The following is a 21,321-nucleotide window of genomic DNA, read 5'->3' as shown; positions in this document are numbered from 1 at the left end:
TGTTATGCGTAATTTTTTTACATCATCACTCGTAGCAACCATCATTACCGGATTACTGTCCCTACCTGCGCTGGCAGACTTTGGCTTGGGCATGAACTACTACGAAAAAAAGGATTTTGAAAAAGCCTTCAAGGCGTTTTATGAGGCTGCGCAATATGGTGATCACGATGCTCAAAATAATGTGGGGGTTATGTATTATCGCGGTGAACATGTAACCCAAAATATTCCAACTGCTTATGCATGGATGGCACTTGCTGCACAGGCCACTGCCAACACGACGGAATCTGACAGCACTCCTGCGCCTTATCAAAAAGTGTATTCACGCATGAGCGATGCCGATAAAAAACTCGCCGATGCCGCCTATAAAGAATTGCTCTCGCAATACAGCGATGCCGCTATAAATCAAAAACTCACGCCCATTTATACCGGAACGAATATGGGCACACAGCACCAACGTCCGCTTAAAATGACTCCACCCAAATATCCTTCATCAATGTTACGTCAGGGCAAAATTGGTTTTGTCGATGTTATTTATACCATCGACAAATATGGCCTTACCCGCGATCACGTAGTTACCCATTCATCGTCTCCGGAATTTACGCAAGAAACCATGAAAGTGCTGCGCCGGTTTCAGTTTGAGCCCACCACCGTCAATCAGGTTGCTGTTGATGTGAACGGCTTTAAACGTCGGTTTACTTTTGAAATGAGCACATCAACATACAACACCAAAAAACTGGAAAAGATTGTAGAAAAAAGACGAATGACAGCAGAGCAAGGTACAGGTAGCGATAAGCTCGGCTTTGCTTATTTTTTGGAATCAATTCCCTCGTTTGTTAAAGACTATGAACTGAAAGATAACCCGAATGAGTGGTATGAAAAGGCAGCTACTCAAGGTAGTGGTGCAGCAAGTTATTTTCTTGGTCGCAATATTTTGTATGGAAATATGTGTGCACAAGACAACAACCAAAGCATGGGCTGGTTACTCAAAGCAGCCAGAGCGGGAATCGCAGACGCGCAATATATGTTAGCCATTGAATCTTTCAGTGGTGTTCGGTTTGAAAAAAATCAGGACAAAGGTTTTTACTGGTTAGCCCGTGCGGCAAACAGTAGTCAGATTGCACAATTACGATATGCCTGGATTCTCGCCACCCACCCCGATGCATCGCGCAGAAACGCAGAATTGGCCAGCAAACAACTTGCAGATATTGATGAACATTATCTTGATCAACAGTCTTATCTCAAAACCCAAGCTGCGGTCGCCGCCGAAAATGGCGATTTCAAAAAAGCGATTCTATGGCAAAAAAAGGCACTGCAAGACGCAGCAGAATTGGAATTGCCGTTAACCTTACTGGAGCAACAACTCACCCGCTACACGAATAAACAACCCTGGCGCGAAGAAATTTAATACGCAGTGGAAATCGACTCATAAAAAAATCCCGCTCCGGTTAACCGCAGCGGGATTTTTTATGTATCAGGAACGTTCAATTACATATAAGCGTTAGAGCGATCCGTATGGTCAGTCACATCGCGGATACCCTTCAGCTCCGGCAGTTTATCCAGCAACTGGACTTCAATGCCCTGCTTGAGGGTGATGGCGACTGAACCGCAACCCTGACAACCGCCGCCAAACTTGAGCACAGCGATCATATCCTCAGTCACTTCCACCAAACTCACGTTGCCACCGTGAGATGCCAGGCTTGGATTCACATCGTTATAGAGCACGTAATTGATGCGGTCTTCCAGCGGGCTATCGTCGGTAACGCGCGGCATTTTGGAGTTGGGCGCGCGAATGGTGAGCTGGCCACCCATGCGGTCGGGCGAGTAATCTACTTTGGCATCTTCCAAAAACGGCAGGCTGCGCTCTTCAAAATAAGCCTTGAACCCATTAAGCGGCACAATCACATCGCCCTCTTTCTCTTCACCCGGGCGACAGTAAGCAATGCAGGTCTCCGCGTTTGGGGTGCCGGGGTTGGCAACAAACATGCGAATGCCGATCCCCTCATTGTCTTTTTGCTTGTCGAGCAGCTCTTTCAAATATGTCTGGGCGGACTCAGTAATATCGACGTTGACCATAATGACCTTTCTATTGATCCCAATACCTGATTAAAACACTCGGGTATTCTACTGTAGAGCTGGGTTCCAAGACACCAGTAATTTACAATCAATTTGATAGCATATTATTCCAGTGCGGCCTGTTGCGCGCCCTGCAAGACCCACAGCTATAACCACTACACCACATTAGAACAGGAGAAGTAACATATGAGAGCATCATTATTAGTGGCAGCGCTTACCTTGACTAGCGCCTTCACCAGCCCATTGGCGTTTGCCGATGATCACAACAAGGCGGCACCGCGTGCCTTTATTATCGAGCCAGCCAACAATGCCGTTGTCACCAGCCCGGTGACCGTCAAATTCGGGTTGGAGAATATGGAAGTAAGCCCTGCTGGCACAGAACACCCTAACGGCGGCCATCACCACCTGCTGATTGACACCCCTCTGCCAACCAACCTGAGCCTGCCCATTCCGGCTGACGCGCAACATGTGCATTTCGGTAAAGGCCAGACCGAGACCTCGCTGGAACTGGCACCCGGCAAGCATACATTGCAGCTGTTAGTGGGCGATCACCTGCACCGCCCACATAGCACTCCAGTGTATTCAGAGGTGATTACCATCACCGTCAAAGAAGCCGATAAGCAGTAAGCTACTGTTCAAATGCCAACCAGAAAAGGGGATCAGCAGATCCCCTTTTTTATTGCCCGCAGCTCAGGTGCATCTTCCTGATGGGGCGATAACACGCCCTCAGGAAAGGCTTTTCTGCTAGAATTCATGCCATTTTTTAACCCGCTAGCGTATTTTTTCTTTCCAAGATACCCACTGATAGGTTTTCCATGACTGCACCCGCCGCCCTGCAAGCCCGTATTGACTCACTCCACCACGCCATTAAAGAGCGCATCCTGATTCTGGATGGCGGCATGGGCACCATGATCCAAAGCTATAAGCTGCAAGAGGCCGACTATCGCGGCGCGCGTTTTGCCAGCTACCACATGGATATCGCGGGCAATAATGACCTGCTGTGTATCACCAAACCGGAAGTGATCCGCGAAATTCAGCGCGCATATCTGGAAGCCGGTGCAGACATACTCGAAACCAATACCTTTAACTCCACGCGAATTTCCATGGCCGATTACGACATGGAAGATCTGGTGCCGGAATTAAATTTCGCCGCTGCCAAACTCGCGCGCGAGCTGTGCGATGAGCTCACCGCCGCCAACCCCACCAAACCGCGCTTTGTTGCCGGTGTACTCGGGCCAACCAGCCGCACCTGTTCTATTTCGCCGGATGTAAACGACCCCAGTGCGCGCAATGTGACCTTTGATCAGTTGGTTGAAAATTACGTTGAAGCCACCGACGCGCTGGTCAAAGGCGGCGCCGATATTATTTTGATCGAAACCATTTTCGATACGCTCAACGCCAAAGCCGCCGTGTTTGCGGTGCAACAGTATTTTGATCAGGTTGGTTTTGAATTGCCGATTATGATTTCCGGCACCATTACCGATGCCTCTGGCCGCACCCTCTCCGGCCAAACCACCGAGGCGTTTTACAATTCCCTCGCCCACGCGCGCCCACTGAGCATGGGTTTGAACTGCGCACTGGGCGCAAAAGAATTGCGTCAGTACGTTCAGGAAATGTCGCGCGTAGCCAATTGTTTTGTGAGCGCGCACCCCAACGCCGGTTTGCCCAATGAATTTGGCGAGTACGACCAAACCGCGCAAGAAATGGTAGCGATTGTTGAAGAATTTGCCGCGAGTGGATTTTTAAATATTATCGGCGGCTGCTGCGGTACTACACCGGCACACATCAAAGCGCTGGCCGATGTAATGGCAAAATACCCACCGCGCCAAATTCCCGTCATCGAACCCGCTTGCCGCTTGTCTGGCCTTGAGCCATTTAACATCACCAAAGATTCGTTATTCGTAAACGTAGGCGAGCGCTGCAACGTAACCGGCTCGGCGCGCTTTAAAAAACTAATTGTGGAAGAGGACTACACCACGGCGCTGGAAGTAGCGCTGGAGCAGGTGGAAAACGGCGCGCAGATTATCGACCTCAACATGGACGAAGGCATGCTCGATGCCGAAAAAGCCATGGTGAAATTTTTAAACCTGATCGCCGGCGAACCGGAAATTGCGCGCGTGCCGATTATGGTGGACTCCTCCAAATGGGAGGTGATTGAAGCCGGTCTGAAATGTATTCAAGGCAAGCCGATTGTGAACTCTATTTCGCTTAAAGAAGGCGAAGAAGAATTTTTACAAAAAGCTAAACTCTGCATGCGCTACGGCGCGGCAGTGGTGATTATGGCCTTTGACGAAAAAGGCCAAGCCGACACCATGGCGCGCAAAAAAGAAATTTGCGAGCGCTCTTACCGCACACTGGTCGATAAAATTAATTTCCCACCGCAAGATATTATTTTCGACCCGAATATTTTTGCGGTCGCCACCGGTATTGAAGAACACAACAATTACGCGGTGGATTTTATTGAAGCCACCCGCTGGATTCGCCAAAACCTGCTGCATGCAGGCGTAAGCGGTGGTGTGTCTAACGTGTCCTTCTCATTCCGTGGCAACAATCCGGTGCGTGAAGCCATTCACTCGGTATTTTTGTATCACGCCATTAAAGCCGGTATGAACATGGGTATCGTGAACGCCAGCCAGTTGGCGGTGTATGACGATCTGCCGCAAGAATTAAAAGACAAAGTGGAAGATGTCATCCTCAACCGTCACGCAGGCGGCACCGAAGCATTGCTGGATATCGCCGAAAAATATCGCGGTGAAGGTGGTGGCGGTGAAGCAAAAGAAGATGCAGAGTGGCGCTCACTGCCCATCGCAAAACGTATTGAACATGCGCTGGTAAAAGGTATTTCCACCCACATTGTGGAAGACACCGAAGAAGCACGCCAACACTACCCTCGCCCGCTCGATGTGATTGAAGGCCCGCTCATGGACGGCATGAACGTGGTGGGTGATTTGTTCGGCGCCGGTAAAATGTTTTTGCCACAGGTGGTGAAATCCGCGCGCGTTATGAAGCAATCCGTGGCTTATTTGCAACCGTTTATTGAAGCGGAAAAAACCGAAGCCTCCAAACCCAACGGCAAAATTTTAATGGCCACGGTAAAAGGCGACGTACACGACATTGGTAAAAACATTGTCGGCGTGGTGTTGCAGTGCAACAACTTTGAAGTAGTTGATCTGGGCGTAATGGTGCCCTGCGATAAAATCCTGGATACCGCCATCGAACAAAACTGCGACATTATCGGCCTGTCCGGTTTGATTACCCCCTCGCTGGATGAAATGGTCTTTGTCGCGCGCGAAATGGAACGCCGTGGCATTAACAAGCCATTAATGATTGGCGGTGCTACAACATCCAAAGCGCACACCGCAGTAAAAATTGATCCAGCATTTAAACTCAACCAAGTGGTGTACGTGGCAGACGCCTCACGCGCCGTAGGTGTTGCAAGCACGCTCTTGTCAGATGAACTGCGCCCCAAATTTGTAGCAGATTTACAGCAGGAATATGTAGAAGTGCGCGAGCGCAACGCCAACCGCAAACCACGCGGCACCGTGCGCTCCTACCCCGAAGCTATCGCCAAGGGTTTGAAACTGGATTGGGACAACTACACACCGCCAGCGCCCGCCTTCACCGGCATCAAAGTATTTGAAGATTACGATTTAAATACGCTGGTAGATTTTATCGACTGGACACCGTTTTTTATCAGCTGGGACTTGGCCGGAAAATTCCCGCGTATTCTGGAAGATGAAATTGTCGGCGAAGCCGCGCGCGCCTTGTGGGCAGACGCACAACAAATGCTGCGTAAACTCATCGACGAAAAACTGATCCGCGCCAACGGCGTCATCGGCTTCTGGCCAGCCAATTCCGTGGATAGCGATGACATCGCCGTGTTTGATGCAAACGGCAAACAAATTTCTACGCTGCATCACATTCGCCAGCAACATTTAAAACAAGGCATGGAAAGCAAACCGCACATGTCACTCGCAGATTTTGTCGCCCCCAAAGCAAGCGGCAAACAGGATTACATCGGCGGCTTTGCGGTGACCACCGGTATAGGTGCAGAAGAACTCGCCAAGGAATATCAAAACGCGGGCGACGACTACAACAGCATTATGGTCAAAGCCCTCGCTGACCGTTTGGCCGAAGCCTTTGCTGAACACTTGCATCAACGTGTGCGCAAAGAATTCTGGGGCTACGACCGCGATGAAAATCTGACGAACGAAGATTTAATCAAAGAACAATACAAAGGCATCCGCCCCGCCCCCGGCTACCCTGCCTGTCCGGATCACACCGAAAAAGCAGCGCTGTTTAAATTGCTGGATGCAGAGAAAAATACCGGCATCACCCTAACCGAACACTTCGCGATGTTGCCGACAGCGGCAGTGTCCGGCTGGTATTTTGCGCACCCTGAAGCAAAATATTTCAACACGGATAAAATTGAGAAAGATCAGGTGGAGAGTTTGGCGCAGCGTAAGGGGGTGAGTGTGCAGGAAATTGAGAGATGGTTGAGTCCGGTACTAGCCTACGAACCCGGCGCTACGGAGTAAATGTAGCCCGCAAGGAGTGAAACGGATTGCGGGGATATTTCCGAGAGATTAATCCCCGCATTTCGCTAGGCTCCATGCGGGCTAATTGCTTTAAGCGATGTGATCTATTTTCCATAAAATAGAATTACTTTTGAAAACCAACGCTAGAAGCATCCTCCGACATCAAAATAATTCCGTCTTTATCAGGCATCTCAGGATAATTTACATTAGGTGTATTTTTGAGATTTAGTTGAAACTCGACCTTTGAATCGATATCCATAGTTTTATCCACTAAAAGTAGATTATGAGGGATATTAATATGCGCTGGCTTATCCATAACCAGCCAAAACGCAACAGGAAAAAATTTAATAACATCTCCAAATAGATAACCACTCCATGACAAGGATGCCACTGCAGTAGACTTAGCAACCTTATATGACCTATATGGATAAAACCAATAATAAATTTCTATATTCTCGGGAAAATGTTCTGACTCACCAAGAAAATACTTAGACAAAGAATCATAAAATGGGGGTAACTTATCGCCATTTGACAGAAAGTTAATGGAATGTGCCGCCAAAAGGTGACCAACAACAGCTCTCACTAACCGTTGAGGTTTTATTTCACAGAAGAAATTCCGAGGTAAATAAGTTTTGTTTTGCCTTACCTTATCCCCCAGCTCAGATACAGAATTATATAAACGTATAAGCTCAGGATCATAACGAGCACCAAGCAAATTATTGTTACAGTTTGAACATAAGGTTCTGAATTGCACGCCATGCTGCGAGTGCCGCTTTATTTTTGAACGCACCATATGCTGAAGCAGAGTTTGCAAAGTCACATCCTTTACATTTCCACATCCTTTTGGAGGAACATGGTCCTGTGTCAATTGACCAAACGATCTGCAAATTGCACAGTATCCTGTTGTTGCCCCCCATGTATTAACCCGCTTATTTAGCATAGATGCATATTCACCCATTCTAATTTCCTTCTTTAATTATGGATTTGAAATGACTCATAACTGTTGACGCGTTAAAACAATGACCATACCATCAAACCCTCCAACGAGAAACAAATCATTATTTATCAAACCCGACAAATCGCTGTTGGGGTTTGCTCCTCAGCCTGCGCAGCCCGCCGCAACCTACTCTTGCCATGTATACGCACCGCGCGTATATTTTAAAATATTCAAGATGCGCCAGAGGTGCCCAATGAAACGCAACCTGTTCGACGAGTTAAGCGAAGGCTTTCAATCACTCCGCGATGAAAGAAACAATAAAATTATCCTTAACAAAACACATAGGGAAATGAATGAGAACACCGAAATCCAAAAAACCGTCCAACAAGACCAATCAAAACAAAATAAAATCAACGAAGAATAAAAAGTTGGAAACTATTTTTGTTGGTCTATTGGGCTTGATGATTTTCATATATGGCTTAAAAAGCCTATTAATCGGTGAAGTTATTGCCCATGGTAGTGATTGGCGAGTTGGCTGGGAAGCAAATGGGGCAGCAGCTTTTTTTATTGCGCTAGCCATATCCCTATTCGGGATTGGAGTCATGTATGCTGCTTTTAAAAATTGGGATCAATAATTAATTATTACCACCCTGAAAAACCTCTGTTGGGGTTCGTTCCTCACCACCAACCTACTTGGAGCACGCTATGAGTGAAGCAACACATGACGAGCTGATTGAAGCCTTAAAAATTGCGTTTTGTTATATGCCTAAAGCGATTGAGGTAAACAAATACGAATACGGTGATAGATACCAAACCGTGCTTGACCATATTCAAACCGTGCGCGAAACATTGCTGATGAGCGGGATAGATCCGGAAGAAGTGTATGGTGAAATTAATCCCGACATCACACCGAACTCTTCTTATTAATGCCAGTCTCTTCTAATTGATTATTAAATGCAGGCATTGGGAATAATGGCCAGCACGGCACAGCCTGTAAAACGATCCGGAACAAACAGATTATGAACAATGAAATTCTAAAAGAACTTTTAGCCCAGGAAGACGAACTGCAACTTCACCACTTTAATAATGCCACGGCGTGGGAGTTGGGTAATTTAATCAGGCTGGGTGCGGAAAAGATTTCTGCATCGGTATCGATTGAAGTCTACGCATTTGAACAAGTGGTTTTTAGTTATGCCATGCCGGGAACATCGAAAGATCAGCAAGATTGGATACGCCGCAAACGGCAAGCAGTCATACGTTTTGGCAACAGCTCTTATTATCTGGGGCAATACAACGCATCCAAAAACCGCGAATTTGAAACCATCCCTTATGTAGACCCCAAAGAATATTGTGCGCACGGCGGTTCGTTTCCCATCCGTATTAAAAACGGTGGAATTATTGGCGCAGTGACAGTATCCGGTTTACCACAGGAAACCGATCATCAATTAGCGGTTGATGCCATGCGCGACATTGTTCGCCAACAAACAAAATGAAACCAATCGGGCTCGACTCAACCAGCAGCAACATCAATTTCTACATCGCCAACCGCCCGCCGCTAGACGATTATCCGGTGATGAACGAGCTGCGTGGTTTAGCTGCAGGCGAGCTGGCGCATATTGTGAAACACACCAGCAATCACTGGCGCAAAGCATTTAATGTGTATGCAAAGTTATTGTTTGATTGGCATAAAAGGCAAGGCCGCAAAGATTTGCCTAACACATGGCAAGCTTATCGTGATCTTGAATTATTTCAGTCACATTCACAGGAGGCGCTTTTATTTAGTGCGCCTGATTTAAATCGCAACACAAAAACCATTCACATCATCGCCGGAAAAACCTACGCCGCTTACTTAAATTTACCGCCCTTGGTGTGGCTTGATAACTATTTTGCTATCAACAAAGAGCTGCGTCTCATTGTTGCGCCCTATCCGGATTACCGCCAACTCTCTAATGAACGAATAGAAAAACTCATAGCCATTATGCATTCAGAATCGGGCTGGAGCGAATTGCAAAGCACCTAACCAAAGCCTATATTGGCAATCGGTTTATCCATCACATGGAGAAAGGAAATGAATAAAAGTGTTTTTTTAATCCCACTCTTATTAATAGGTTGCGGTGACGGGGGAGACAAGAAAAATGATCCTCCAAAAGATGATGGTTACACCAATACCTCTTTTAGTCTGGAGAACGTGACCAGCCTGACGGCTGGCAAAGTATACGCAACAGAGCTCATGGAATCCGACAAGACCGGATTTGCGGATCTTTACATCAAAAACCAGCAAGAGACCGTCGTTAATGGCGTTCTGGTAACTCCTCAGTACCGTCACTTTGTCGTAAAAGAATCGCGTTTTGGTAGCAGCACTATGGCTGCACCGACATGGGAATCCACCAGCTATTTTGACACCGCAACTAAAAATGTAATTTCATTCCAGTTATCGGTCACGCGCAGCGGTATGGGGCCGCGAATTATATGTACGTCGCTGTCACCCTATCATTTACCCAACCAGGTAAAGTTAGGCGATAAAGATTCCATGCCTGGCTTTAGTTGCGATAACAATATTGCATTTTCTGCAGGAAGTTGGCGAACGGAAAAAGCCGACAAAGGCAACCTGAATTTTATTGTGCGCACCCAAACACTCGATCCGGAAGCTAACATTATTGATGAGACGACGACTTATACAATAGACCCGCAGGGGAATATCCTATCCGTGCAAATCAATAACCTGAAAAGTTTTACCGATTAATATTCATCAAACACTTATATTGCATTTTTGACACTGGGAACACGCAATGACACTGACACACAGCCAAACACCATTACTTGTTTTTATGTTGGCAGCAACCGCGACTGCGCTAGCGTTATCCGGATGGCAACCTTATGACCGTCTCACCTGGTTAATGGAGGTCTTGCCAGTGTTGATTGCGGTTCCCATTCTTTGGTTAACCTATAAAAAATTTCCACTAACCACCTTGATCTACTGGTGTATTTTTTTACACGGACTAATTCTAATTATGGGTGGCACTTATACCTATGCGCGCGTGCCATTAGGTTTTGCAGTTCAGGAGTGGTTTGATTTAGCACGCAATCCCTATGACAAGCTCGGGCATTTTTTTCAAGGCTTTGCACCTGCACTTATTGCGCGGGAAATTTTAATCCGCCACCAGATTGTTAAAGGTGCCAAAATGCTCGCGTTTATTATTGTGTGTATCGTATTGGCAATTAGCGCGACCTATGAGTTGATTGAATGGGCGGCGGCGGTAGCAATGGGGCAAGGAGCGGATGAGTTCCTGGGCACCCAGGGCGACCAATGGGATACCCAATCGGATATGTTTATGGCATTGATCGGCAGCCTGTGTGCCCTCGCCTTTTTTACCCGCTTGCACGACGCCCAATTGCGCAAGCTCGCTTGATATCGCATCGCTAACTGCATACCAAACAGCGCACTGCCGGCGTGACGGCATTGCGCTGACAATTGTCACCGCACACTGGTGACTTTCCTGCTGGCAGAAGCTCCATTCGCAAACCAAACTGGTAATATTCCGTTTTCTGTTACGCATAATCTGTACGGTTCCTCTATGAACAACCATCCTGAACATTGCGCAGGCTCAATTTATTCAGCCAAATCTTGGGTTTGGCTGGTCTTTAGTCTTTGGTATTTTTTCCCCGTGTATTACATGCCACTGACACCATTCGGCAAAACGCTATTGGTCGGTGCGTATTTTTTATTTGTTTCATTGTATTTATGGGCAATTACACTTAGCCCCCAACAGGTATGGAAACCCATTCTGGGCATTTCATTGCTCGCTCTGGCGATCACACCTTACACCCCGGGTTCAGGCACATTTTTTTCTTATGTCGGATTTCTGGTCGGGTTTTCTTATCGCACCAAAATTTGGTTAGCAGTTACTGCGTTTCTCACATTCATGATTATCGGAATGCACTTTTATTTTAAATACCCGCTGCCCTATTTCGCATTTCCGGCGCTGTCAGGCCTCATCACTATCGGCATTATCGGATATGTTGAAAAATTACGTTTGGAAGCACGCATCAGCCAACAAAAAAGCTATCAGGAAATTGAACAGCTTGCGGTGATTGCCGAACGCGAACGTATTGCACGAGACCTGCACGATATTCTTGGCCACACCTTATCCAGCATCGCACTGAAAGCAGAATTGGCTGAGAAATTATTAACCCAGGACAAACAAGAGCAAGCGAAACAACATTTGTCGGAATTGCACCAAATTGCGCGCAACAGCTTAAGCCTGGTGCGTCAAACCGTATCGGGTTACAAACATCGCGGGCTTTCCGGTGAAGTCATGGAGCTGTGTGACAAACTGCGGCAAAAAGGGTTTTTAGTGGAGCTACAGGGCGATATTCCCCATCTGACCCCGCGTGCAGAAACCGCCATTATTTTAGCGCTTACAGAATTAACAACGAATGTACTGCGCCATAGCAAAGGCAACCATTGCCAGATCGAATTTCGTCAAAACGACGATAAAATTTTGGTCTGCATGCGCGACAACGGCGATGTGAAATCACTGGTTCCCGGCAATGGATTACAAGGCATACAAGAGCGTTTGAATGCGCTAATGGGTGACTTGCAATCATCTGTTAACAAAGGTTGTGAATTTATCATTTCGTTACCGCGCAATGAGCTGCACCAGCAAGGGTCATAACACCATGAAAATATTATTAGCCGAAGATCAATCCATGGTGCGCGGTGCATTGGCCGCATTGCTCAGCATGGAAAATGGTTTTGAAATTACCCAGGCAGAAGATGGTGACCGCGCCTGGCTGCTGATGAAACAAAACAGCTACGATATTTTGCTCACCGACATTGAAATGCCCGGCCGCTCCGGCCTTGAATTGGCGCAATGGGTGTTGCAACAAAAGTTGCAGACGAAAACCATCATCATTACTACTTTTGGCCGTGCAGGTTATATCCGCCGCGCTATCGATATGGGTGTGGCAGGTTTTTTATTGAAGGATGCTCCATCCGAACAATTGATCCAGGCGATTTATAAAGTGATGGACGGCAAGCGTGTGATCGATGGTGAACTGGCCATGATGGCATTAGGTGAAAGCGATCCACTCAACGATAAAGAACGGCGCGCCCTGCGTTTGGCAGCCGAAGGAAAAACCACTGCTGAAATTGCCACTGTCTTGTGCTTGTCAGAAGGCACCGTGCGCAACTACCTCTCTGAAGCGATTGCAAAACTCCATGCGGTGAACCGTGTAGATGCCGCGCGTATCGCCCGCCAAAAGGGTTGGATTTAACACCGGCAACACTTGTATACCAGAAATGTTAAGTTTCCTTTTTTGCTATTCCTGAAACCTTGGATTGACTGCTAGAATCGGGCACAGATAGCACCTGATCGATCTATCCGCTCCAATTATCTTACTGACAATAGCAACAATAACCGACAAAAAGGGAAACCCATGAGCAATCCTGACTCGATCCGGCAATTGCCGGAATACGCTGCCCTGACCCGTGCCCGCAAAAAAATCATGTGGCCATTATCACTGGCAACCATTGCTGTTTATTTCGCACTAATCCTCACTATTGCATTTCACCCATCCACCCTTGGTGAACCCATTGGCGATGGCGTGACCTCAATCGGCATGGCGCTTGGCTTGGGCGTGATTGTATTTTGTATGGTGATCACAGGGATTTATGTGTACTACGCAAACCGTGTGCTTGAACCCCTTACGCAATCAATCGTGAAAAAAGCAGGAGATGCATCGTGAAATACAATGCCCCTGTCGCACTTATCCTTTCCGCCATGGCAACTTGCGCATGGGCACAAGCAACTGGCTCAAGCAGCATGAATGTCACAGCAATTCTGATGTTTTTGGCGTTTGTCGCCGTGACACTCGGCATTACTTACTGGGCTGCACGCCGCACAAAAACCGCCAGTGATTTTTATGCCGCTGGCGGCGGGATTACCGGCTTTCAAAATGGGTTGGCGATTGCAGGCGATTATATGTCTGCGGCGTCTTTTCTCGGGATTGCCGGTTTGGTGTATACATCCGGTTTTGATGGTTTGATTTACGCGATCGGATTTTTAGTCGGTTGGCCGATTGTGTTGGTATTGATCGCCGAACCCTTGCGCAATTTAGGCAAATATACCTTTGCCGATGTTGCCTCTTTTCGTTTGCAACAAAAACCCATTCGCATACTCGCGGCAAGTGGCTCGCTCGTCACCGTGATTTTTTATTTGATCGCGCAAATGGTGGGTGCAGGAAAACTCATTGAATTATTATTTGGTTTGCCTTACGAGGTTGCCGTTATTATCGTCGGTGTACTGATGACACTGTACGTTACCTTCGGCGGCATGCTCGCAACCACTTGGGTACAATTGATCAAAGCAGTTTTATTATTGTCAGGTGCATCACTCATGGCGTTTTTGGTGATGTATCAATTCGGTTTCAGTTTTGAAAATTTATTTGCCGAGGCCGTAAAAGTTCACTCAAAGGCCAACGCCATCATGGCTCCCGGCACACTGGTCAGTGATCCTATTTCTGCTATTTCTCTCGGCATCGCCCTGATGTTCGGCACCGCTGGTTTGCCGCACATTTTGATGCGTTTCTTCACCGTGAAAGATGCAGTGCAAGCGCGTCGCTCGGTGTTCTACGCAACCGGATTTATCGGCTACTTCTACATTCTCACGTTTATTATCGGTTTCGGTGCGATTATTTTGCTGCTCAAAAACCCCGCCTATTTTACTGACGGCGCTTTGATCGGTGGTGCCAACATGGCCGCTATCCATTTATCGCAAGCACTGGGGGGCGATGTATTGCTCGGCTTCATTTCCGCCGTGGCGTTTGCGACTATTCTTGCGGTGGTATCGGGTTTAACGCTGGCAGGTTCAAGCGCAATCTCCCATGACCTTTATGCAACGCTGGTATTAAAAGGCGAGCGCGATGAGAAAAAAGAAATCCGTGCATCGCGTATCGCGACCATTTGTTTGGGTGTGATTGCGGTATTACTCGGCATTGTGTTTGAAAAACAAAATGTCGCCTTCATGGTTGGCCTTGCGTTCTGCGTTGCCGCCAGTGCCAACTTTCCTATTTTGTTGCTCAGCATGTATTGGCGCAAACTCACCACACGCGGTGCCGTGATCGGCGGTGGTTTGGGATTGTTCACCGCCGTCGTGTTGGTGGTACTCGGCCCAACCGTCTGGGTGGATGCATTCGGATTTACCGAGGCGATATTCCCTTACAAATATCCCGCAATTTTTTCGGTGAGCATTGCGTTTATCGGTATTTGGTTTTTCTCTATCACCGATAAATCAGCAACTGCTGCAAGTGAACAAGCCGCATTTGATGCGCAATTTGTTCGCTCGCAAACCGGCATTGGGGCTGCTGAAGCTTCGCAACATTGATGTCAACTTATGAATGCATCCAACAGGATGCATTCATCTATTTATTGATAGGCCACCTGATCGCGGCCATTTAATTTTGCTTCGTACAGTGCTTTATCAGCACGCGCAAGTAACTTCTCTAATGTGTCATTGTCTTTGTCTCTGCGCGAGGCCACACCTGCGGATGCGGTGATTTTGCCTACAGGCGGAAAAGCATCGCCATTGATGGCTGAACGCACACGCTCGGCAACTATGCAGGCATCCCTGTCATCAATACCGCGAATCAACACCAGAAATTCCTCCCCTCCCCATCGAATCAAATGACCATCGCTACGCAATGCGCCATTGACGCGCGCAGCAAATTGTTTCAACACGCTATCACCAATCAAATGTCCATGCGTGTCGTTGATCAACTTGAAGTGGTCTATATCTAACATAATGATGCTACCGCGGCTTTCGCTGCGCATAAAATCATCGAGCAGTTGCTGCCCGCCCCAGCGATTGTATTGCTGTGTCAATGCATCGCGCTCAGCCAAACTATGCATGTGCGAGTTATCGTTTTGTAACCGTTCTATTTGCAAACGAGCCCGCTGCTGAAATGGCAATAAAACCAATAGCAACAAAATCACCAGACCGTAGCTCATAAACATTTCCTGACCGCGCGGCGTCCAGAGTTCGTCTTGATGAACAATTAAGTAACTTAATATCGGAACGGCATTTAATCCCCACGCTAGCAGCATAAGTAGAAATGCCCTACGCGGCGGCAGCATGATCATTACCAGCACAATCAAAACAATGATCAAGGAAGAGATAGGAGGGAATATATCGACAAGCAAAACATCAGGCGAATAGAACGCCCGTAAGCTGTAATACCATGCAGGCAATGAAAGCGCGACAATCCCGACGCTTATAGCTGAATATATGACAGACAAAATACTTTTGGGGCGATAGCGCAACCAAATTACAAGCCCTATATTGATAAGTGCCGCTATAGGCGGCACCACTAGATCCATCAGTTCCGGTTCTGGCTCGAGATAATGTAAAACACTTGTCGCTGACGCGATAAACGCAGTCAGCAAAAGCAGCGTGAGCACTCCACGATAAAACGCGCGCTCATCAATCGGTAGCTGTTGCATTTATTCCCTGTGTAAGCCGTTACCCTGCGGCAGATGCATGATTGCAAAGTACCGGGCACATGTTGAGTGAAGTGCCGTATCTTAAAGCTTCAAGGCAAAATGACAAGCGCTTGTCTACCGCTAATCGGACAAGTCCCTGTCCGATTCCACAGCAGTTATTAGAGCCCGCAGGGTGAAGGCAAAATTCACATTTTCACCCCAGCCGCCGTTGGGTAAGTATTCAAAATCAGCTTCGCTGTAATGTTTATCCATTGGTGCCTTTAACGGACTGATGGTGTAGAAAGTTTGGATAACTTCATCACCATCGGGGCCATAGCTTGGCTCATCGCGGAAAAATACCCGCGCCGCATAGGTGCCTTCGCGATATTTACGCGCATGACAGAATTGCGTGTGACGGGTTTTTTCGCCAGTGCCGTAACGCTGAAAGCACTCAATGGTGGATTAAAATTCCGGCTGGCTGGATATAAATACTGGCTCACCAGTAACAGGATGAGTGAACGATAAATCTGTCGCGTGCAGCAATAAACGACTCGCCGCCTGAGCAAATTCCCCAGCATAAAACTCACAGCCGAGAATCGGGTGCCCTATCGCTTGCAAGTGCAAGCGCAATTGGTGTGAGCGACCAGTGATGGGGTGCAGGAGTACGCGTGTCGTATGGGCTTTTTCATCGCGCGCAAGCACTTGGTATTCGGTGAGCGATGGCTTGCCGGTTTGCTGGCAAATTTTATATTTTGGCCCCTCACCTGCGGCGATTGGCAGATCGATCACGCCTTCATCTTGCGCTATAAACCCTGCCACTACCGCGGTGTAATGCTTGCTGACACTGCGCGCCTGGAATTGCTTGCTGATATCAGACAACGCTCGCTTGTTGCGCGGAATCACCATCACGCCCGAGGTATCAAAATCCAGACGATGGACAATGCTCACCCCCGGGTAATCAACCTCCAACCGGCTGATGACTGAATCGCGATTTTGCGGGTGCCGCCCCGGTACGCTGAGCAAGCGCGTGGGTTTATTAATCAGCAGAAAATCCTGCTCTTCTTGCAATACTGCAATCTGCCCTTCGCAGGGAGGAAGGATAAATAGCTGGTCAATGTCTGCTTGCATAAATGAAATCGATAATGGATAGACAAAAAATGAATAGCAGCATGATACCAGTAGAACGACAATATCCTTGCGCGTCATAACCTAAAGGAACAATCTTAGTCTGAAAGGATTGTTCACATCAGCACCACCTACTGCTATTTTGCCGCCGCAAAACTCGCCGGAACGGGGCTTTTCCTGTATCCTGCGCGCCTTATTTTTAGCCTACAGCGCCATTCCGTGGTGGCTTTTACTAAATGTTTTTATTACATGTTTTTCTTAAATGATAGGTATCTGACTTAATGTATATCTACGACGAGTACGACAACAGCATATTGCGCCAGCGCATCGCCCAATTCCGTGGTCAAACGGAGCGCTTTCTTGCAGGAGAGCTGCCGCCGGAACAATTCCTCCCTTTGCGTTTGCAGAATGGTCTTTATATCCAACGCTTGGCGCCGATGCTGCGGATCAACGTGCCTTACGGCATGGTTAACTCAAAGCAACTGCGTAAGTTGGCCCACATCGCCCGTCATTACGACAAAGGCTACTGCCATGTCAGTACCCGTCAGAATATCCAATACAACTGGCCAGACTTAACCGAAGTACCCGATATTTTGTCAGAGCTGGCAGATGTCGGTATGCACGGCACCCAGTCCAGTGGTAACTGCATCCGCAATACCACCTCAGACCAGTTTGCCGGTGTCGCACCCGATGAAATCATCGACCCGCGCCCCTACTGCGAAATTATTCGCCAATGGTCAAGCTTCCACCCCGAATTCGCTTTCCTGCCACGCAAATTCAAAATTGCAGTAAGCGGCTCCAAACAAGATCGCGCTGCCGTACAGGTACACGATATTGGTTTACAACTGGTATTGAACGACAAGGGCGAAGTCGGCTTTAAGGTGTACGTGGGTGGCGGTTTGGGCCGGACACCTGTAATCGGTGTTGCGATCCGTGATTATTTGCCGGAAGCCGATTTGCTTTCTTATCTGGAAGCGATTTTGCGCGTGTACAACCTGTACGGTCGTCGCGATAACAAATACAAAGCGCGTATCAAAATTTTAGTCCGCGCCCTGACCCCTGAAGTGTTCGCTCAAAAAGTCGAAAACGAATGGCAACATGTGAAAGACGGCAATAACAAACTAACGCAAGCAGAAATTGAGCGCGCAAAAAGTTTCTTCACTGCCCCCGCTTACGAAACCATCGATAACGCCGCTGCGCAAGCGACTGTGGATGCCCAGGCAGCCGATAGCATTGCCTTTAGCAAATGGCTACAACGCAATGTGCGTGAGCACAAAATTCCTGGCTACGCCGCAGTAACCTTATCGCTCAAGCCAACCGGCGTTGCGCCAGGTGACATCACCGATAGCCAATTGGAAGTCATTGCCGACCTTGCAGACCGATTCAGTTTTGGTGAAGCACGCACCACACACGAACAAAATATTGTATTGGCTGACGTGAAAAAAACCGAGCTGTTTGCACTCTGGCAGGCGTGTAAGGCTGCAGGTTTTGCCACACCCAATATCGGCACCATTACCGATATCATTTGCTGCCCCGGTGGCGATTTCTGTTCGCTGGCAAACGCAAAATCCATCCCGATTGCAGAAGCCATCCAACGTCAATTTGACGATCTGGATTATGTCTATGATCTGGGCGATATCGATCTGAATATTTCCGGTTGTATGAACGCCTGCGGCCATCACCATGTAGGCCACATCGGTATTTTAGGCGTGGATAAATCCGGTAAAGAATTCTATCAAGTGCAATTAGGCGGTAATGCGAGCAACGATGCCTCGCTCGGTGATGTACTCGGCCCATCATTTGGTGCAGATGACATGCCCACTGTGATCCAGAAAATTGTCGATGTGTACGTTGCCAACCGCACCGATGAAGAATTATTTATTGATACCTATCGCCGTATAGGCGCAGCTCCCTTCAAGGAGAAAGTTTATGCCAAAGCTAATTAAAGACGGCGCTATCGTCGAAAACACCTGGGCACTGCTTACCAAAGCAGAAGGTGATGCCGCCGCGGTAGAAGTACCTGCCGGGCAAGTGATTGTTCCAGCGTCTGTCTGGATCGCACAAAAAGAACAGCTGCAAAATCGCACTGATATTGGCGTGTGGCTCGATAGTGATGAAGGCGCAGAATTAATTGGTAGTGATGCCAACCGTTTTGCGGTAATCGGGGTTAACTTTCCGCTGTTTATGGATGGACGCGCGTTTTCTACAGCACGCTTGTTGCGTGAGCGTTATGGCTTTAGCGGCGAATTGCGTGCAGTGGGTAATTTTATTCGCGACCAATTATGCTATTTGCGCCGCTGTGGGGTGAACGCATTTGCGTTTGCGAATCCGGATGCGAATCTGGAAGAAGCAGTGAAATCGCTTACTGATTTTCAGGAGTATTATCAGGCCTCTGTTGATCAACCACTACCGTTGTTCCGCCGTAGAGCTTAACAATTAGTGCGCAGAAAAATCATTGTCACTTAAAAACGAACGCCGCTGCAATAACAACAGCGGCGTTTTTTTATTGCACGTTATGCTGGGTCTTTTGCAAAGAAGGTGCGGATATTTTCTGCTTCCGCCAAGGTATCTTCTCGCCCTAATTCAATCATTTCAGTAATAAATTCATTAGAAAATAACAAATAACTTGCTGCGGTTGCACCGCCACCTTTTGCGGTCGCACCAATCGTACGTAAAAAGAAACGCAAGCTTTTCGGTAAATAGCGCACATTGCGCCCTGCAATACCATCAATCGGTAAACTAGGCGAAATGACCATATTATCGACAGGGCGCAAATAAATATTGTTTGCTTTCAACGTTTCATTTGGAATTAATTTCAGCAACTCATTCATTCGCTGCAAATGCTCCAAATCACCTTCCAATGCATCCACAAACGCGCTATTGAAAAGATGCCCTATTATTTGGCCCATCGAAGGCGAATGACGCAAAGGCACACGGCGATTCGCTTTTGCTGAGCTGAGGTTACCACTCACCCCAACGACAAACAAAGCCTCGGCTCCCAGATGCAAAGCAGAACTCAAGGGTGCTAATTGACGTAATGCGCCATCACCAAAATATTCACGATTAATGCGCACAGCAGGAAAAATTGTGGGTATTGCGGATGAAGCAAGCAAGTGTTCAAGACGCAACTGGGTAGCAACACCACTGCGCCTATAACGGGACCAACCTTGTAAATCTGGATGCCCTTGAAAAAAACTAACCGAATGTCCTGATGTGTATCCCATTGCTGAGATACTAACCGCGTGCAGCTTCCCGCTGTTAATTGCAGCTCCCAGATTTTCGAAGTGAATTTTTGACCCTAATAAATTCCATAGTGGACCATTATCCAAAAGGGACAAAGGGCGGCTATGGCCAATACCGTGGTTGAACAACGATAATCCGACATAACCTACGCCTTTAAGAATATCGCCCCATCCGTATTGATACACCTGACCTATGTCGAGATTTTTCCACATGTGTGCCAGCGCATTCGCAGCTGATTTGAAATTACCCTTGTGTGCAGCAATCGCCAGCGCATTAATTGCACCAGCAGAGGTGCCACAAATAATTGGAAATGGATTTTCACAATCGTCAGGTAATATTTCTGCAAGCGCCTGGAGTACACCTACCTGATAAGCAGCACGCGCACCGCCACCGGATAAAATAAGAGCTGTTTTCATAAATGCGACGAGCGTTCCAAACAGCGAATAAACATTATTCTGGTTTGACCAATAATAACGAGCCGTCAACAGCAACAACACGCGCGCGTTGACCGGGATCGATGATTTGAGTGCATCCAGTATCCAGCCGCGCAGCCCAATCAATCCCTGAATAACTGACGCTTCCTTGATCACGCGTAATAGATTGGGTTACAGGTAGAACTTTTCCAATCATGTCACTGCTTGTATCACGACCGGAACCTGCATTCTGAAATTTTTTTAATGGTCTCCACAGAAGCGCAGCCACTATTGCAGAGAGCAGCCCCACGCTGAGCACTTGCAACTCCCAACCGGTGATAGCCCCCAGCGAAACCAACACACCCGTTAAAAAGCAACCAAGTGCGAGAAACAATAAAGGTCCACTCATACCGAGCACACCTAACTCCAGCACAAGACAGACACCGGCAATCGAATAAAGAAGAAAATCCTGATTTTGAATAAAGTAATCAACCAACCCACTCATGTTAATCC

The 21,321-nt window shown here is 47.6% G+C and carries 21 protein-coding genes; 15 read left to right on the top strand and 6 right to left on the bottom strand.

The genetic code is table 11. The features are described from left to right. Positions 1–4: 4 nt before the first annotated feature. The gene (locus tag B2739_RS09000) at positions 5–1,405 is read left to right on the top strand and encodes a TonB family protein (protein ID WP_331345534.1); all 1,401 of its coding nucleotides are present in this window, start codon (positions 5–7) and stop codon (positions 1,403–1,405) included. Between the two features lie 80 nt (positions 1,406–1,485). Here the strand turns inward: B2739_RS09000 and nfuA are convergent, their stop codons facing one another. Then, positions 1,486–2,073 carry a Fe-S biogenesis protein NfuA gene (gene nfuA / locus B2739_RS08995; protein WP_331345533.1) on the bottom strand — a complete coding sequence of 196 codons (588 nt, stop codon included), beginning with the start codon at positions 2,071–2,073 and terminating at the stop codon, positions 1,486–1,488. A gap of 186 nt (positions 2,074–2,259) precedes the next feature. Between nfuA and B2739_RS08990 the strand changes: the two genes are divergently transcribed. Both B2739_RS08990 and metH read left to right on the top strand, forming a co-directional pair. Continuing rightward, entirely contained in the window at positions 2,260–2,700 is a 441-nt protein-coding gene (locus B2739_RS08990) for a DUF4399 domain-containing protein (protein WP_331345532.1), read from the top strand. 188 nt (positions 2,701–2,888) lie between these two features. After that, entirely contained in the window at positions 2,889–6,611 is a 3,723-nt protein-coding gene (gene metH, locus B2739_RS08985) for a methionine synthase (protein ID WP_331345531.1), read from the top strand. 124 nt (positions 6,612–6,735) lie between these two features. Here metH and B2739_RS08980 read toward each other — a convergent pair whose 3' ends face one another. Beyond that, positions 6,736–7,569: a hypothetical protein gene (locus B2739_RS08980; protein ID WP_331345530.1), complete on the bottom strand. Its 834-nt coding sequence runs from the start codon at positions 7,567–7,569 to the stop codon at positions 6,736–6,738. 332 nt (positions 7,570–7,901) lie between these two features. Here B2739_RS08980 and B2739_RS08975 point away from each other — a divergent pair, with 332 nt between their 5' ends. From B2739_RS08975 to B2739_RS08930, 10 genes are all read left to right on the top strand, one after another. Further along, positions 7,902–8,183 (top strand): hypothetical protein, encoded by a 282-nt coding sequence (locus tag B2739_RS08975; RefSeq protein ID WP_331345529.1) that lies wholly within the window; start codon positions 7,902–7,904, stop codon positions 8,181–8,183. Positions 8,184–8,253: 70 nt separating this feature from the next. Beyond that, positions 8,254–8,475, top strand: a complete 222-nt coding sequence (locus tag B2739_RS08970; protein WP_331345528.1) for a penicillin-binding protein — start codon at positions 8,254–8,256, stop codon at positions 8,473–8,475. 92 nt (positions 8,476–8,567) lie between these two features. Continuing rightward, positions 8,568–9,041, top strand: a complete 474-nt coding sequence (locus B2739_RS08965; RefSeq protein ID WP_331345527.1) for a heme-degrading domain-containing protein — start codon at positions 8,568–8,570, stop codon at positions 9,039–9,041. Then, a complete protein-coding gene (locus tag B2739_RS08960) occupies positions 9,038–9,568 on the top strand; it encodes a DUF6942 family protein (protein ID WP_331345526.1) in 531 nt (176 codons plus the stop codon). Before B2739_RS08965 ends, B2739_RS08960 begins: the two co-directional genes overlap by 4 nt. A gap of 48 nt (positions 9,569–9,616) precedes the next feature. Next, the gene (locus tag B2739_RS08955; protein WP_331345525.1) at positions 9,617–10,291 is read left to right on the top strand and encodes a hypothetical protein; all 675 of its coding nucleotides are present in this window, start codon (positions 9,617–9,619) and stop codon (positions 10,289–10,291) included. Between the two features lie 46 nt (positions 10,292–10,337). Beyond that, on the top strand, positions 10,338–10,958 hold the full coding sequence (locus B2739_RS08950; protein ID WP_331345524.1) for a DUF2238 domain-containing protein: 621 nt from the start codon (positions 10,338–10,340) through the stop codon (positions 10,956–10,958). A gap of 165 nt (positions 10,959–11,123) precedes the next feature. Continuing rightward, positions 11,124–12,224 (top strand): sensor histidine kinase, encoded by a 1,101-nt coding sequence (locus B2739_RS08945; RefSeq protein ID WP_331345523.1) that lies wholly within the window; start codon positions 11,124–11,126, stop codon positions 12,222–12,224. A 4-nt stretch (positions 12,225–12,228) separates the two neighbouring features. Next, positions 12,229–12,825, top strand: a complete 597-nt coding sequence (locus B2739_RS08940) for a response regulator transcription factor (protein WP_331345522.1) — start codon at positions 12,229–12,231, stop codon at positions 12,823–12,825. 162 nt (positions 12,826–12,987) lie between these two features. Further along, positions 12,988–13,296 (top strand): DUF485 domain-containing protein, encoded by a 309-nt coding sequence (locus B2739_RS08935; protein WP_331345521.1) that lies wholly within the window; start codon positions 12,988–12,990, stop codon positions 13,294–13,296. Then, positions 13,293–14,933: a cation acetate symporter gene (locus B2739_RS08930; RefSeq protein WP_331345520.1), complete on the top strand. Its 1,641-nt coding sequence runs from the start codon at positions 13,293–13,295 to the stop codon at positions 14,931–14,933. The genes B2739_RS08935 and B2739_RS08930 overlap by 4 nt, the downstream gene beginning before the upstream one ends. Before the next feature lie 41 nt (positions 14,934–14,974). On the opposite strand, the gene B2739_RS08925 is transcribed toward B2739_RS08930, so the two are convergent. Both B2739_RS08925 and B2739_RS08920 read right to left on the bottom strand, forming a co-directional pair. Next, positions 14,975–16,048, bottom strand: a complete 1,074-nt coding sequence (locus B2739_RS08925; RefSeq protein WP_331345519.1) for a GGDEF domain-containing protein — start codon at positions 16,046–16,048, stop codon at positions 14,975–14,977. Positions 16,049–16,489: 441 nt separating this feature from the next. After that, the gene (locus B2739_RS08920) at positions 16,490–17,155 is read right to left on the bottom strand and encodes a pseudouridine synthase (RefSeq protein ID WP_331345518.1); all 666 of its coding nucleotides are present in this window, start codon (positions 17,153–17,155) and stop codon (positions 16,490–16,492) included. Between the two features lie 278 nt (positions 17,156–17,433). Here B2739_RS08920 and B2739_RS08915 point away from each other — a divergent pair, with 278 nt between their 5' ends. Together B2739_RS08915 and B2739_RS08910 are read left to right on the top strand one after the other, a co-directional pair. Beyond that, positions 17,434–19,098, top strand: a complete 1,665-nt coding sequence (locus B2739_RS08915; protein ID WP_331345517.1) for a nitrite/sulfite reductase — start codon at positions 17,434–17,436, stop codon at positions 19,096–19,098. Further along, positions 19,082–19,585: a DUF934 domain-containing protein gene (locus tag B2739_RS08910; RefSeq protein ID WP_331345516.1), complete on the top strand. Its 504-nt coding sequence runs from the start codon at positions 19,082–19,084 to the stop codon at positions 19,583–19,585. The genes B2739_RS08915 and B2739_RS08910 overlap by 17 nt, the downstream gene beginning before the upstream one ends. Before the next feature lie 80 nt (positions 19,586–19,665). On the opposite strand, the gene B2739_RS08905 is transcribed toward B2739_RS08910, so the two are convergent. Both B2739_RS08905 and B2739_RS08900 read right to left on the bottom strand, forming a co-directional pair. Next, positions 19,666–20,811, bottom strand: coding sequence for a patatin-like phospholipase family protein (locus tag B2739_RS08905; RefSeq protein ID WP_331345515.1), 1,146 nt, complete (start codon positions 20,809–20,811; stop codon positions 19,666–19,668). A gap of 34 nt (positions 20,812–20,845) precedes the next feature. Continuing rightward, positions 20,846–21,313 (bottom strand): NfeD family protein, encoded by a 468-nt coding sequence (locus B2739_RS08900; RefSeq protein WP_331345514.1) that lies wholly within the window; start codon positions 21,311–21,313, stop codon positions 20,846–20,848. Between the last annotated feature and the right edge of the window lie 8 nt (positions 21,314–21,321).

Origin of the sequence: Cellvibrio sp. UBA7661 (genome assembly GCA_002483365.1) — a bacterium.
GTDB lineage: Bacteria > Pseudomonadota > Gammaproteobacteria > Pseudomonadales > Cellvibrionaceae > Cellvibrio.
The sequence above is the reverse complement of the archived record's forward strand: the minus strand, read 5'-3'. Positions and strand labels throughout refer to the sequence as shown.

Bases quoted from the DNA above. Each gene is read 5' to 3' on its own strand.
- nfuA (WP_331345533.1), bottom strand. From the start codon at position 2,073: ATGGTCAACGTCGATATTACTGAGTCCGCCCAGACATATTTGAAAGAG.
- B2739_RS08900 (WP_331345514.1), bottom strand. From the start codon at position 21,313: ATGAGTGGGTTGGTTGATTACTTTATTCAAAATCAGGATTTTCTTCTT.
- B2739_RS08935 (WP_331345521.1), top strand. From the start codon at position 12,988: ATGAGCAATCCTGACTCGATCCGGCAATTGCCGGAATACGCTGCCCTG.
- B2739_RS08955 (WP_331345525.1), top strand. From the start codon at position 9,617: ATGAATAAAAGTGTTTTTTTAATCCCACTCTTATTAATAGGTTGCGGT.
- B2739_RS08920 (WP_331345518.1), bottom strand. From the start codon at position 17,155: ATGCAAGCAGACATTGACCAGCTATTTATCCTTCCTCCCTGCGAAGGG.
- B2739_RS08940 (WP_331345522.1), top strand. From the start codon at position 12,229: ATGAAAATATTATTAGCCGAAGATCAATCCATGGTGCGCGGTGCATTG.
- B2739_RS08970 (WP_331345528.1), top strand. From the start codon at position 8,254: ATGAGTGAAGCAACACATGACGAGCTGATTGAAGCCTTAAAAATTGCG.
- B2739_RS08980 (WP_331345530.1), bottom strand. From the start codon at position 7,569: ATGGGTGAATATGCATCTATGCTAAATAAGCGGGTTAATACATGGGGG.
- B2739_RS08990 (WP_331345532.1), top strand. From the start codon at position 2,260: ATGAGAGCATCATTATTAGTGGCAGCGCTTACCTTGACTAGCGCCTTC.
- metH (WP_331345531.1), top strand. From the start codon at position 2,889: ATGACTGCACCCGCCGCCCTGCAAGCCCGTATTGACTCACTCCACCAC.
- B2739_RS08965 (WP_331345527.1), top strand. From the start codon at position 8,568: ATGAACAATGAAATTCTAAAAGAACTTTTAGCCCAGGAAGACGAACTG.
- B2739_RS08910 (WP_331345516.1), top strand. From the start codon at position 19,082: ATGCCAAAGCTAATTAAAGACGGCGCTATCGTCGAAAACACCTGGGCA.
- B2739_RS09000 (WP_331345534.1), top strand. From the start codon at position 5: ATGCGTAATTTTTTTACATCATCACTCGTAGCAACCATCATTACCGGA.
- B2739_RS08915 (WP_331345517.1), top strand. From the start codon at position 17,434: ATGTATATCTACGACGAGTACGACAACAGCATATTGCGCCAGCGCATC.
- B2739_RS08925 (WP_331345519.1), bottom strand. From the start codon at position 16,048: ATGCAACAGCTACCGATTGATGAGCGCGCGTTTTATCGTGGAGTGCTC.
- B2739_RS08945 (WP_331345523.1), top strand. From the start codon at position 11,124: ATGAACAACCATCCTGAACATTGCGCAGGCTCAATTTATTCAGCCAAA.
- B2739_RS08975 (WP_331345529.1), top strand. From the start codon at position 7,902: ATGAGAACACCGAAATCCAAAAAACCGTCCAACAAGACCAATCAAAAC.
- B2739_RS08950 (WP_331345524.1), top strand. From the start codon at position 10,338: ATGACACTGACACACAGCCAAACACCATTACTTGTTTTTATGTTGGCA.
- B2739_RS08960 (WP_331345526.1), top strand. From the start codon at position 9,038: ATGAAACCAATCGGGCTCGACTCAACCAGCAGCAACATCAATTTCTAC.
- B2739_RS08905 (WP_331345515.1), bottom strand. From the start codon at position 20,811: ATGAAAACAGCTCTTATTTTATCCGGTGGCGGTGCGCGTGCTGCTTAT.